This window comes from Psychrobacter sp. BF1 (genome assembly GCF_019279065.1).
Taxonomy (GTDB): Bacteria; Pseudomonadota; Gammaproteobacteria; order Pseudomonadales; family Moraxellaceae; genus Psychrobacter; species Psychrobacter urativorans.
The window spans coordinates 440,835-453,232 of the sequence record NZ_JAGYWV010000001.1; the positions used below are offsets into that span (position 1 = coordinate 440,835).

8 protein-coding genes are annotated in these 12,398 nt (G+C 42.3%); 2 read left to right on the top strand and 6 right to left on the bottom strand.

The features are described 5' to 3' along the window. Positions 1 to 166 precede the first annotated feature (166 nt). Together KZA12_RS01820 and ppsA are read right to left on the bottom strand one after the other, a co-directional pair. Positions 167 to 1,153, bottom strand: a complete 987-nt coding sequence (locus tag KZA12_RS01820) for an RDD family protein (RefSeq protein WP_256932772.1) — start codon at positions 1,151 to 1,153, stop codon at positions 167 to 169. 193 nt (positions 1,154 to 1,346) lie between these two features. Next, positions 1,347 to 3,731: a phosphoenolpyruvate synthase gene (gene ppsA, locus KZA12_RS01825; RefSeq protein ID WP_218689000.1), complete on the bottom strand. Its 2,385-nt coding sequence runs from the start codon at positions 3,729 to 3,731 to the stop codon at positions 1,347 to 1,349. Between the two features lie 698 nt (positions 3,732 to 4,429). On the opposite strand from ppsA, the gene KZA12_RS01830 reads away from it, so the two are divergent. Both KZA12_RS01830 and sthA read left to right on the top strand, forming a co-directional pair. Continuing rightward, positions 4,430 to 5,296 (top strand): pyruvate, water dikinase regulatory protein, encoded by an 867-nt coding sequence (locus tag KZA12_RS01830; protein ID WP_227677158.1) that lies wholly within the window; start codon positions 4,430 to 4,432, stop codon positions 5,294 to 5,296. 573 nt (positions 5,297 to 5,869) lie between these two features. After that, on the top strand, positions 5,870 to 7,402 hold the full coding sequence (gene sthA / locus KZA12_RS01835; protein ID WP_373416567.1) for a Si-specific NAD(P)(+) transhydrogenase: 1,533 nt from the start codon (positions 5,870 to 5,872) through the stop codon (positions 7,400 to 7,402). 177 nt (positions 7,403 to 7,579) lie between these two features. Here sthA and KZA12_RS01840 read toward each other — a convergent pair whose 3' ends face one another. The 4 genes from KZA12_RS01840 to KZA12_RS01855 form a co-directional block, all read right to left on the bottom strand. Next, the gene (locus KZA12_RS01840) at positions 7,580 to 8,806 is read right to left on the bottom strand and encodes an ABC transporter permease (RefSeq protein WP_218689001.1); all 1,227 of its coding nucleotides are present in this window, start codon (positions 8,804 to 8,806) and stop codon (positions 7,580 to 7,582) included. Then, a complete protein-coding gene (locus KZA12_RS01845; protein WP_218689165.1) occupies positions 8,806 to 10,152 on the bottom strand; it encodes an ABC transporter permease in 1,347 nt (448 codons plus the stop codon). Before KZA12_RS01845 ends, KZA12_RS01840 begins: the two co-directional genes overlap by 1 nt. A gap of 3 nt (positions 10,153 to 10,155) precedes the next feature. Next, on the bottom strand, positions 10,156 to 11,340 hold the full coding sequence (locus KZA12_RS01850; protein WP_218689002.1) for an HlyD family secretion protein: 1,185 nt from the start codon (positions 11,338 to 11,340) through the stop codon (positions 10,156 to 10,158). 192 nt (positions 11,341 to 11,532) lie between these two features. Next, entirely contained in the window at positions 11,533 to 12,393 is an 861-nt protein-coding gene (locus tag KZA12_RS01855; protein WP_218689003.1) for a YihY/virulence factor BrkB family protein, read from the bottom strand. Positions 12,394 to 12,398: the final 5 nt, after the last annotated feature.

Sequence of the window (12,398 nt, forward strand, 5' to 3'; positions counted from 1 at the left end):
ACAAAGTTTAATAAGCAGCTACTATTAAATATATATAAATAGTATTTATTTAAGATAATAGGGCTAGAAGCAAACTAAGCTACTTACCATAAAAAAGCAACGACTAGGCGCTGCTTTTTACTATCTCTTAAACTATGAAAGCTGTTGACCTATAAACTGTTTTAAACTATCTCTTAGGGTGTTTAACTAACTGGCTATTATCAGCTTTAACTACTAAAGTTTTGGCTAGTTTATCATGCCAACCGATATTCTCTGGGCTTCTTGAGGCCATGTAGTAATGAATAGCAATAACCACAAATCCCAAAAAACTAGTAAAAGAGAATAACAAGTTATAAATAATAAACAGCATCAAGGTACGAGTACCGATGAGCTTAATAAAAGAAGGCAAGCGGTGTGTGGTCTGATCCACTACTCGAATACCAGTAATAACCTTACCTAATGATTGACCCCGTAAAGTAATAAATATCAGCTGTAGAGCGAACAAGCCAAATACTAATACCTGCGACATCATCAAAGTCCCACTAGGAATAGCTTCCATTAGGGTCAAAGAATACTGATAAGCGGCGTCCATATTTTGAATGTTTTGAAACTTAGTATAATCTACATTCATCTTGCTCAAGGCCAATACTAAGGGAAATATTGCCAACAGATACATCAAAGCATTTATCGCTGTAGCCAATATTCGCGACATAATAGGCGCTAGTATGACATCACCGACTACTACGTCTTTCGCTGTAGCGTTTTTGACAGCGTTAGGCTTTTTCAATGACATATTACCAGGACTATGCTGGCGATTGCTGGTCATATCCACTTTAGTATTAGGCTTTGACTCAGGCTTACCATAAAGTCTATCTATGGATACTTTTTTGCCATCCGGGCTCTTTGAGAGAGCATTAGTTTCAGAGTCTTCTGGGAATACAGTGACATTATTAATAATAGAATCGTTGGCAACGACTGTAGTAGTGGACGCAGTATTAGTAGGGCGATAGGTGTGTTGATTGCCCGTTAAATCACCAATACGCTGCCACTTATCTAAGCCTTCATGCCACACCAAATCATCAAGCGTTACCTCACCAGAGGTCAGCATGATATTGAGCTGATCTAAGGTATAAGGACCGGCCTGGACATTATTTCGAGCAAGGAAAATCTGCATAATTGCCTGTATAGTTAGTCATATCTTATTTTATTATATTAGGGCGTATTTACTATTCACAAGTAAAATGATGATATCACTATAACTGAATACTAAATACGGCTTAGGGTTTGTTCACTAAGGCATCAAAACTACCGATGCTTAGCAAACAAACCCTAATGGCTCAGTATCACACTTTGACGCTTTTAGCCGATTACTTTGCTTCTTCACCTGCTAAGAAGAACCAAGTATCTAGTACGGAGTCAGGGTTCAACGATACCGAGCTAATACCTTGCTCCATCAACCAGTAAGCTAAGTCTGGATGATCAGATGGACCTTGACCACAGATACCGATATATTTGCCTTGCTTACGACAAGCAGCAATCGCCATTGCCAATAGTTTTTTGACTGCAGGATCACGCTCATCAAACAGATGCGAAATAATACCTGAATCGCGATCTAGACCCAAAGTTAACTGAGTTAAATCGTTTGAGCCGATAGAGAAGCCATCGAAGTGCTCTAGGAACTCTTCTGCTAATAAACAGTTGGTTGGTAGCTCACACATCATGATGACGCGCAGACCGTTTTCACCACGTTTAAGACCATTTTTCTCAAGTAACTCGATGACTTGCTTAGCTTCACCAACCGTACGTACGAATGGAATCATGATCTCAACGTTAGTCAGACCCATCTCATCACGTACGCGCTTAAGGGCTTTACACTCAAGCTCAAAACAATCACGGAAGTTGTCAGAGACGTAGCGGCTAGCACCACGGAAACCGAGCATTGGGTTTTCTTCAGACGGCTCGTATAATTTACCACCTAGTAGGTTGGCATATTCGTTCGATTTAAAGTCTGACATACGGACGATAACCGGCTGATCCATAAAGGCTACTGCTAAAGTGGCGATACCTTCAACCAATTTATCAACATAAAAATCGATCGGTGAGGCATAACCTGCAATGCGCTCATTGATCGCTTGCGCCACTTCACGTGGTAAGCTATTCATATTGAGTAGGGCTTTTGGATGCACACCAATCATGCGGTTAATAATGAACTCTAAGCGTGCAAGGCCAATACCTTCATTAGGCATTTGGGTAAATGAGAAGGCACGATCTGGATTACCAACGTTCATCATGATTTTGAAGGCTAGCTCTGGCATAGATTCGATAGAGTTAGTCTGAATTTCAAAATCAATCTGAGTCTCGTAGATAAAGCCAGTATCACCTTCTGCACAAGAGACAGTAACGTCTTGACCGTCAACTAGCAATTCAGTGGCATTACCACAACCAACGATAGCTGGTACGCCAAGTTCACGAGCGATAATAGCAGCGTGACAAGTACGACCACCACGGTTAGTGATGATAGCTGATGCGCGCTTCATTACTGGTTCCCAATCCGGGTCAGTCATATCAGAAACTAAAACATCACCATCTTGAACTTTATCCATTTCGCTAATATCACTAACGATACGCACTTTGCCAGCACCGATACGTTGACCGATTGAACGACCTTCACAAAGTACTTTGGCATTGGTAGTGTTAATGACATAACGTTCCATAACGTTGCTGTCTTGGCGACTTTTGACAGTTTCTGGACGGGCTTGAACGATAAAGATTTCACCAGTATCGCCATCTTTTGCCCACTCAATATCCATCGCTTGACCGTAATGTTTCTCAATGGTCATCGCTTGCTTAGCAAGTGAAGTCAGCTCTTCAGTAGATAAAGAGAACTGCATACGTTCTTGTTTTTCAACATCTACAATCTTCACCGATTTAGCAGTACTGCCTTCTTCGCCATAGATCATTTTTTTATGTTTGCTACCTAAGTTACGGCGAATAACGGCCGGCTTACCATTGGCTAGCAATTTTTTGGAAAGATAGAATTCATCAGGGTTGACTGCGCCTTGCACAACCATTTCACCTAAACCGTAGCTTGATGTGATAAACACCACTTGATCAAAGCCACTCTCAGTATCTAGAGTGAACATAACGCCAGCAGCACCCGTTTCTGAGCGTACCATACGCTGAATACCAGCAGATAGGGCAACGCCTTCGTGCTCAAAGCCTTTGTGCACGCGATAAGAGATAGCGCGGTCATTATATAGTGATGAAAACACTTCTTTAATAGCAATAAGGACGTTATCAATACCACGAATGTTTAAGTAAGTCTCTTGTTGGCCAGCAAACGAGGCATCTGGCAAATCTTCAGCAGTAGCAGAAGAACGTACGGCAACAGCGATATCTTGACCATTGCTCATTTCTTCGAACGATTGACGCACTTGTTGCTCAAGGTCACTTGGTAATTCTTGGTCAATAATCCAACCGCGGATTTTTTTACCAGTAGCGGCCAACTTATTAACGTCATTAACGTCTAAGTCTCTAAGCTCGTTGTTGATTTTTTCCAACAGACCAGTTTCAGTCAAGAAACGATTAAAGGCATCGGCAGTTGTTGCAAAGCCACCGGGGACACTTACGCCTAAATCTGATAAGTGACTGATCATCTCGCCAAGCGAAGAGTTCTTGCCACCCACCGTGTCAACGTCGTGTTTTCCTAGCTGATCTAGATTGACTACAAGTGCTGAAGATTGCTCTGCCATGATAACTCCAGAAAATAAGGTTATTTAGTAAGGATTATAAAGGGGTGATTATACCGCTATATTTTGCTAATTTCGAGGGGTGAAAGCAAAAAACTCCTCAAAATGTTGAAATTTTTATGTTTTTTGAGTCACTTATGCTTCAGTGATTTGTTTTTCTTTAAGGTTATCTTATAACGATGAGTATTAGTTGACACTGGCGGCTTAGTAATAAATGCTTATAGGCTAGCTAAAAAGATTAGCACGATGATCGATTTATTAACAATATTTTGTTAGGGTTGTTACAAGGGTATTGAGCTTTTACCAGTAAACAGGGCTAAAGGAGTAAATCAGTGTTTCAAACTACAGGCAAGTCTAAAACAATGCCGATATCTATAATACTGATGCTTAGAATATCGATGCTTAGCTAGAATAGCTATACCTAGATAGTATAAGATCGTATCAGAAATGCGCTCAATTCAGCCTAGTGTTTTGCCAGTTATAGCAACTTTGATTCCTATTGAGTCGCTATTATGGGTATAATGTAGAGCATAAAATATCAAGCGTGCGTCGACAGCTGCGTCGAACAATAATTCAGCAATGGCTCAGTGATTATCCATTAGTAATTGTCCATTAGTGGCAAGTTAATTTTTGGTTGGTTAAATAAAGTCAATTATTGAGGTCCTTTAGTTATGTATTCTAATAGTCCATCTGAACAGGACATGCCTACTATCCAAAATCGACATGCTTTGAGGTTGGATAACTCACAAGCCGTGAGGAGTGCGTTTTTTATCTCTGATGGTACTGCTATCACTGCTGAGACGCTTGGACGTTCTATTTTAAGTCAGTTCGCTTCGGTGCCTTTTGAGACTCGAGTATTGCCTTATGTCGATAGCTTAGAGCGTGCTGAGGATGCGGTACAGCAGATCAATATTGCCTATCAGCGTGATGGTCTATTACCATTAGTATTCGATACTATTGTCAATCCTGAGATTCGTGAAAAGGTCAATTCGGCGCAGGGCTGTAATTTGGATATGTATGAAGGCTTGATTGGTCGTATTGCTGAAGAGATTGCCGTCGAGCCTGATGGTCATACAGGTAACGCTCATGATAATGTCGATTCTGAAAACTATAAAGACCGTATTGATGCGGTACACTTTGCTTTAGACAATGATGATGGGGCGCGTACGCGTCATTATAGTATGGCTGATATTATTCTTATTGGCGTCTCGCGTTCGGGTAAAACGCCCACTTCTTTATATTTAGCATTACAGTTTGGTATTCGTGCAGCCAACTATCCACTGACCGAAGATGATCTATACGACAATCAGCTACCAAAATCTTTACGAGAGCATAAGGATAAGCTATTTGGTCTTATTATCAATACCGACCGTCTAGTAAAAATCCGTCAAGAGCGCCGTGCCGGTAGTCGCTATTCTAGCTATCAGCAGGTTCAGCAAGAGCAGCGTGCCATCCAAGGCATATACATATCGCAAGGCATTCCAAGCCTTGATGTCTCAGAGATGTCGGTAGAAGAGATTGCTACTCGAATCTTGCAAATGACGGGTCTTAAACGCCGAATTGGGTAAGTTAGAATACTTGCTCAATACTAAATTACAGTAAGTTAGGTTCTTCAAACCTAGCTTTCAAACTTGATTTTCAAACCTAGTTTTCAAGTCTGGTTTTCAAATCTAGTTTTCAAGTCTGGTTTTCAAATCTAGTTTTCAAACCTAGTTTTTAACTATGGCTCTTAGCTATAGTTTTGAGCTACAGCTTTTAACTACAGCTGTTAAATACGGCTTTTCAATACCGCTCTCAGCTCTTAAATATAGCTTACCCAAAAATTTTTAAGCAAGGTTTTAACTCACGAAAATGAGGCTTAATAGATAAAAGAGTAAGCTGAGCTGATAATACAGCTCAATGACACACCACCACTATCAAATCGCTATTAGCAATCTTATAGCTCATACTTTATTTTAAAAATTAAAGCGTAGATATAGCAGTGTAGCTGCTACTTAAATGAACGAATGAATAAAGAGGACCAAATGGTAAGCAAACGCAAAGATGGTGCCACTAATAATACTGGCAAAGATACGCAAACCGAAGTTTCTAATAACAACAACGGCAGTGCGCCGATTACTATGCCGGAAAAAACCAAGGGCATGGATAAACAAGAAAAAATCGAACAAACTCATGAGCAAGTCACTGATGACATCATGCATCATCCTGATCTAGTCAGTCCGCTAGATGACACACGAGTCTATGTTAAATCAGGCTTTGGTAAAGATTCTGAGCGCTTAAAAAAAGATAAGCACGAGTATACTTACGACGTACTAATATTAGGAGCAGGTCCTGCAGGTGAAGCGGCCGCTATGAAGCTTACTAAATCGGGAAAAAAAGTCGCTGTCATTGATCCCCGTGATCAAGTTGGCGGTAACTGTACTCATGTCGGTACTATACCAAGTAAGTCACTACGCCAATCGGTGTTTAACCTGATTAACTTTCGTCGTGATCCGATGTTCACTAAAACTTTGGATTACCACCGAGTCCCCCTAAATAAAGTACTAGCTAATGCTCGTCAGGTCATTCGTCGCCAAGTCACTACTCACACCCGCTTTTATGAGCGTAATCAAGTAGAAGTTATTCACGGCTGGGCCAGCTTCGTTGATGCGCATACCGTAAAAGTTGAGACCGAAGAAAGCGTCTTTGAGACCATCACTTTTAACAAAGCTATTATTACTGTCGGTAGCCGTCCTTATCGTCCTGACCTATTAGATTTTAATCATCCACGGGTGTTTGACTCAGATAAAATACTACAAATGGATTATGTGATCAGAAAAATCATAATCTATGGTGCAGGCGTTATTGGCTGTGAGTATGCTTCTATTTTTACTGGTCTTGGCTGCAAAGTGGACTTGATCAATAACACCGACCAACTGCTTAGCTATTTGGATAGTGAGATCAGCGATGCGCTTGCCCATGACTTTAGACAATTTGGGGTAGTCATTCGTAACAATGAAGAGATCGATCATCTAGAAACTCATGATGATTATGTTATTCTGCACCTAAAGAGCGGTAAAAAAATTAAGTCCGATGCTATTCTTTGGTGTAATGGGCGTTCAGGAAATACTGAAGGGTTGAATGTAGAAGCGCTTGGTCTTAAACCCAATAGCCGTGGACAATTAAAAGTCGATGATACTTATTGTACTGATGTAGATAATATCTATGCTGCTGGTGATGTCATTGGATGGCCATCTCTAGCCTCAGCGGCTTATGATCAAGGTCGTTGTGCAGCTGCATTTATGGTCGGTGATAGTGATGCAGAGCCAGTCTCTAGTGTACCAACGGGTATTTATACTATTCCTGAGATATCCAGTATCGGTAAAACTGAGCAAGAACTTACTGATGATAAGATTCCTTACGAAGTAGGACAGGCATTCTTTAAAGACTTGGCACGTGCTCAAATCATTGGTGAGCGTACTGGAGTACTGAAAATCTTATTCCATCGTGAGACGCTAGAGCTATTAGGTATTCATTGCTATGGTAACCATGCCTCAGAGATTATTCATATTGGTCAAGCGGTGATGAAGTGTAATGCTACGCTTGAGTATTTTGTCAATACTACCTTTAACTATCCAACGATGGCAGAAGCTTATCGGGTAGCAGCATTGAATGGTCTTAACCGCGTGTTTTAACCCTTAAAAAGCCAATTTGATAGCAATAAAAAAGCGTCTGTATATTTTACAGGCGCTTTTTTTGCTTCGTGGTCAGGGTCTTTATAGGGTGGATTCCGTCATGCAAAAAGACAGGCTTTATGCAAAATACAAATTTATTCAATAATTAGCGTAAGTGCTAACCTACGGCCATTAAGATTATTTACGCATTTCACTGCTAGGCTGAGTACGCCAGCGAAAGATAAGTAAAAGGATAAAATAAAAACTCCACAATCCTGCCAGTGCATAAAAGCCAGTAGCCACTTGGGCAACGCTAGCCCCCATTTGATTCATTTGTACTGACATGTTTACCCCAGGAGTAGTGGGTACTAGCCAGCGGATGATCTGTAATACTTCAGGCAGCTGATTGGCAGGCCATGGATAGCCGCTAACAAAGAATATGGGTAGCGAGCTGAAGACTAATATCTGCAAACTACGTTCACGCTGGCGAAACCATAAGCCAAGTACGCAGCCAAGCGTAGCGACCGTTGGGCAAAAAATCGTCAAGAATAACAAGCTACCCAGTATATTCTGGCCGCGCGGATAATGATGCAGCTCAAACGCCCAGCCATAATAAAAGCAGCCTACAACGAAGCTGAGCATACTCAGCGCTATAATACGACCCAGCCAGCCGCGCACGCTAGTAGCATGACGACGCTGCTCATACCAAGTACCAATTAACATAGCTGTCGCCATCAGTAAGGTCTGCTGAAGGATCAATATAGCCACTGCTGGCACTACATAAGCGCCATAGCCTTCGGTTTGATTATACAGTGGGATAATCTGTAGCGGCACCGCTTGAGTATTACTGGCTGCTGTTGCTAGATAAGCGCCTTGGGCGACATTTTTTTTGACTTCGATACCAGCTGATACGGTACTTACCGCTTTTAAAAATCCTAACTGTACGTTCTTATTTAAAATAAAATAGCCGCCATTACCTAAGACGCTGACACTAGCGGCCTTACCGGACAACACTTGCCGCTCAAGACCGCTTGGAATAATCATATAGCCAGCGATATCATTAGACCAAATAGCCTCTTTAGCCTGTTGCTCATTAATAAAGCCTTGAGTATCTAACTGCGGACTGGCATTAGCATAGCGTATGATAGTACGAGATAGCTGACTGTTATCGTTATCGATAATGCCGACTGGCACATGGTTGACTACCTCACTGGAGTAGGGCCATGGATAAAAGAAACCGTAAATAACAGGAGCGATAAGCAGCATCAGCACCACACCGCTGTCCTTAAAGACGTCTTTAAAGGTTTGCAAAAAGCTCGCCCAAAAAGTAGTTGGCGAGGAGACTTTATTCAGATTATTAGCCTGGTTAACGTTTTTCGTATTTTTAGTGTCTTTAGTGTCTTTAGTATTGTTAGCGGCTGACATTAGCGTGCTCCCCAGCGTTGAGGATTTGCCAATGCACGTTTGCTCAGCAATGCAGTCAGCAACATGGCAATGATAGTGGCTAGCGCTAATCCATAAACGATAGACAAAGAAACGGCGAGTGGGGCGTGCATTTGTAATTGTGCTATATGTAATTTGAGATAATAGGTTAAAGGTAGCATATCCGACCAATGCTTAGCGCCATCACTAATAGCAATATAAGGAAAAGTAACGCCAGCAAAAGCATAGGAAGGGGCAGAAATAAAGCCAGTAGCCGATAAGCCTGCACGCAGTGAGAAAGAGGCTAAAGTAAAGATAGCCCCCAGCCAAAGCGAAAGCATCATTAATAATACTAAGCCAATATAAGTCGCTAGTAAGGAGCTCGGCGCAGTAGGATATTGCGGAGTGGCTAACCAAATTGCTAGGAGCGCCCAGAGACTATAAGCCAGAGCTGGCCAACAGTACTTACCGGCTAAACCTGCTAGCAATACTGAGATACTGACTGATTTTGTCACAGCTGCTATTGGCGCCGTTAGGTTAGTGCGGGCTGACTGATCTTTTATGTTATTGCTATTGCTCACTGAACTGCTTGTTAAATGGTTATTTGCTGAGTTTTTAGTGCTTAGAATATCATCTGTAGCTAAGCTCAATTTAGAAGATCGACCCTCTATAAAGCGATACCAACGGCCCAGTTGCTTATCACGTAGCTCGCGACCGATAGTCGTTGCACCAATCACCATAGCCAAAATATGCAACAACGCCGGAATAACCGTCGAGGCCAAAAACTGCTGATAGTTAGTCGCCGCGTTGAATAGGCTAGTACGTTGGATATTAATAGGTGAGTAGGCGATAGCGGCTTGCGTAGGAGAGATACCTTGTTTGATTAAGCGCTGAATCTCAACGCCTGCGGACAAAGTACCGGCTACTGACTGTACGCCTTTTTGGATAATACCCGAATGGATACCGTATTGAGCATTGACTTGCAAGATGATAGGTGACGGCTTACCAGATAAAATATTACGCGAGAAGTTCTCTGGAATAATAACTAGTGCATAGACATCACGCTGCAAAATCCCGTCCTTGGCCGCAGCTGGCGAGTTATAGAAGTTAGCGATGGTAATGTCAGGACTAGCTTCTAAGTAGCGCACTAGCGTATTAGCCATAGGGCTTTGATCTTGGTCCATCACCCCAATAGGCAAGTCACTGATTTGAGTTTGCGAAAATATCCACCAAATCAGCAATACAGTTGCCAAAGGAATCCACAGTACCATTGCCAAATCCCATGGGTTTTTGGCTAAGAATCGCCGCTCATAAGCAGCACTACGCACAAAAGCTTGAGTCAAACGCATCATTTACTCTGGGGTCTGCTTACTAGTTGATGGACTGGCCACTTGCGGAGTAATGCGAACGATAACACTCATACCCGAGCGAATACGCGAGTCTGGGGTTGTTGGTCGTGCTTTGACTTCAAAGGTGCGTACATCAAAGCCATCGTCATTATTGGTTGGTCGCCACGTAGCAAAGTCAGATAGAGTAGAGGTTGCATAGACGGTAAATTGCTTAGTATAAGGGCGCTCGGTAGAGGACAGAGCAGGGATAGTGCCAGTGAACTGCTGACCAATAGCGAATTGATTAAGATAAGTCTCAGTAACGTTTAACACTACCCACTGTTTATTAGTATCGACTAAGGTTAATAAAGGGACGCCTTGACCTATAACCTCACCAGGACTGACAATCACACTATCTACAATGCCAGCAATCGGACTTTTTAAGTTGGCTTCTTGCTTAGCGACTAAGGCTTCTTCTAACTTAGCATCCACTTGCGCCACTTGCGCTGTAGCAGCAGACTTATCTTCACTGCGCGCCCCTTCCATCGCTATATCATACTGCAAGCGGGCCGCTTCCGTTTGTGCTTGGGTAGCTTGGTACTGGGCAAATGATTCATCACGTTTTTGCCGTGCCATTAGCCCCTCCTCATACAGGCGACTTATACGTTGATAAGTGTTTTCTGCCAAATCAGAGGCAGCTTTGTTGGCTTGCCATGCCGCTTTAGCTTGCGCAATCTCTTGCGGGCGTGCGCCATTTTCTGCTTTATCCAGTTGGCTTTGTGCTAACTCCTTACCAGCCTGCGCTTGATTAATCTTAGCATTAATCTCTGGCGAATCCATCTCGATGAGTTGCTGACCTACCTCCACCGTATCGCCTTCAGTAACTAATATTTGGGCAATGCGGCCGGGTACTTTTGCGGCAATAGAAGTTTGCTGCATCTGCATTTGCCCTTGTAGAGTAACCACTTCTGGCTCTTTGCTTTGGTTGCTCTTGAACAGTCCGTATGCGATCACGCCTAGTACTATTATAGCTAATAGTGCCAAGATAGCTTTTTTGACTAACGAGGGTTTTTTAGGCTGTCCCTTACTACGGTCATAGGCAGGCACTGTTTGCTCCGTACTATTAGGATCAGAGGTACTAACCGTTGGTTCGTTATCAACGATGTCTGCGTCATTTAAGTGGTCAGATTCATCATGAGATTCAGGCATAATAGCGAACTTCCTAGAGCAGTAAAGTGGATAATAAAAGGGTTATTACAAAAGCTAAATAAGTACTTTATAGATAATGATTGCGCTATAAATAATAGTGCTAAGTTTTTTTAACGGCCTAGTATCCCTAGACAGTAAGCATGACTTTTTACAGTAGCTTTTTATGGCCTAATCAAGCGTCTAGCAGGGGCTCTAAGGATAGACTCGAAAAGCATGGGGTCTAGCGTTTTCGGCAATCTCAAAGTTAAAAACAGCCCCAAGGGCCACGATAAATGCTGAGTAATATAACCACATCATTATTACTACCGCAGCTGACAGCGCACCAAACTCGGCACTATAATTATTAAAGTTTTGTACATAGATTGAAAATAGGCCAGATAGTAGTATCCAAAGAACAGTCGCTAACAGGGAGCCTGGCACTAGTTGGCTTAACTTTACGGTTTCACGATTTGGCGCAAAGCGATAAAGGCCCAAAAAGCTAAAGAATATGATAATAGTCAAGATCGGCCATCTGCTCCAAAGCGCGATAGTCTTCACAACTGGTCCAAAAGGAAAATAACCAGCTATTAGTGGCAGCGCAGCGATAGAGGACAGCGCTATAATAAATACTATGAGCGCTGCAAAGGTCAGACCGATCGCTCTGATAAGACTTTGCAGAAAGTTGCGCTCTTCGCCAATATGAAAAGCAAGATTGATTAGAATGATTAAGTTCTTGATACCACGAGAGCCGGCATAAAGAGCTAACGAGGTTGAGACCACTAGGCTAAAGGTAAGCCGAGTAGTAGTATTAGAGATAAGCTGACTCAAACGCGCATCCAGTACTTCATATACTGTGGTGGGTATAAAAGGTCGCAAAAATGAAATCTGTTCCTGCATCTCGGCAGGTGAAAAAGCTAGGCCATAAATCAGCACAAATACGGCCATTACTGGAAAAATAGACAAAAAGCCAAAAAACCCTACGCTGGCGCAATGTGCCCAGACGTTAGAGTTACTAGTATTGCGCCATGCTGGCACAAGCATTTGCATCCATTTCGATATTTGGGGATGTTTCATAGTCA

Bases quoted from the DNA above. Each gene is read 5' to 3' on its own strand.
- KZA12_RS01820 (WP_256932772.1), bottom strand. From the start codon at position 1,153: ATGCAGATTTTCCTTGCTCGAAATAATGTCCAGGCCGGTCCTTATACC.
- ppsA (WP_218689000.1), bottom strand. From the start codon at position 3,731: ATGGCAGAGCAATCTTCAGCACTTGTAGTCAATCTAGATCAGCTAGGA.
- KZA12_RS01830 (WP_227677158.1), top strand. From the start codon at position 4,430: ATGCCTACTATCCAAAATCGACATGCTTTGAGGTTGGATAACTCACAA.
- sthA (WP_373416567.1), top strand. From the start codon at position 5,870: ATGGATAAACAAGAAAAAATCGAACAAACTCATGAGCAAGTCACTGAT.
- KZA12_RS01840 (WP_218689001.1), bottom strand. From the start codon at position 8,806: ATGTCAGCCGCTAACAATACTAAAGACACTAAAGACACTAAAAATACG.
- KZA12_RS01845 (WP_218689165.1), bottom strand. From the start codon at position 10,152: ATGCGTTTGACTCAAGCTTTTGTGCGTAGTGCTGCTTATGAGCGGCGA.
- KZA12_RS01850 (WP_218689002.1), bottom strand. From the start codon at position 11,340: ATGCCTGAATCTCATGATGAATCTGACCACTTAAATGACGCAGACATC.
- KZA12_RS01855 (WP_218689003.1), bottom strand. From the start codon at position 12,393: ATGAAACATCCCCAAATATCGAAATGGATGCAAATGCTTGTGCCAGCA.